General features: G+C 30.1%; 2 protein-coding genes. Both read left to right on the forward strand.

Going from position 1 to position 1,073, the window contains the following annotated elements; genetic code table 11:
• Positions 1-657: RHS repeat-associated core domain-containing protein (locus Q428_RS14080; RefSeq protein WP_035382058.1), on the forward strand; the 657-nt coding region annotated here is incomplete at its 5' end.
• Between the two features lie 32 nt (positions 658-689).
• Positions 690-965 (forward strand): hypothetical protein, encoded by a 276-nt coding sequence (locus tag Q428_RS14085; protein ID WP_035382060.1) that lies wholly within the window; start codon positions 690-692, stop codon positions 963-965.
• Positions 966-1,073: the final 108 nt, after the last annotated feature.

The following is a 1,073-nucleotide window of genomic DNA, read 5'->3' on the forward strand; positions in this document are numbered from 1 at the left end:
GCAATGGCATCAGCTAACCCATTAAGATATGCAGGATACAGGTATGATGAAGCAACAGGACTTTACTACTTGATGGCAAGATACTACGATGCAAATGTTGGAAGGTTTATAACAAGGGATACTTTCCATGGGTTTGAAGATGAGCCAAAGAGTTTGAACCAATATAATTATTCTCATAGTAATCCTGTTATATATTTCGATCCTAGTGGACATGCTTCTATTTTAGTACGTCCTAATTTTAAAACAGGAACTGATATTACTACAGATTTTATAAACTATATGAAATTAAATGCTGAGTATGCAAGAAATATGGCAAAAAAATTAAGCTATGGGGAAAGATTATCATGGTTCAAAAACTTAGTAGCAAATAAACAACCATGGGATTTAAAACAAACTTTAAAAGGGCATTATAAATTTATGGGTAAAATAGTAACTGGTGCAGATTTAGGTAATATTCATTATGGTTTTGTAGGAACAGCTGTTGGTTTTAGTGAAACGGTGTTACTATTAGGAGCTGGATATGCTCAACTTAGAGCGGGGACATCTAGTTGGAAATTTGTGTTTTCAAACTTTGATGACCCATGGGATCAAAAAATGATTTCTTGTGGAATTAAACTTTATAATCCAATAATGAATCATTCTATTAAAGCCATATAAAAAAATTATTTATTGATAATGGAGGTTTCTTAATGGTAATCCACGAAATATTATTACCTTTTGCATTTGCTGAATTATTAACAAGTTATTTGAGAAATATTATTTTAGTAGATACCATAGAGATGTCAAATTACATTGAATTAATCTTGATAATTTTTGAATTTATAATGATAGTATTTGGAATATATCCTAAATTTATTAGTGTAAGATTAAATAGGCATATTGGTGCATTAATTTTTTATTTGACTATAAATATTATTTCTAATATGTTGCTAATAATTGCGTTTGGTAGTGGATTGGGAGTTTAAAAAGCAGTTTAATATTTTTTACTTTTCATTGTTATTAGGGGGTACATCAAGGTAAGAGAACAAGTATGACCACAGCCAGTGGAACAATTTATTTCCACTACAGCAGGG

The sequence above is a fragment of the Fervidicella metallireducens AeB genome (assembly GCF_000601455.1).
Taxonomy (GTDB): Bacteria; Bacillota; Clostridia; order Clostridiales; family Caloramatoraceae; genus Fervidicella; species Fervidicella metallireducens.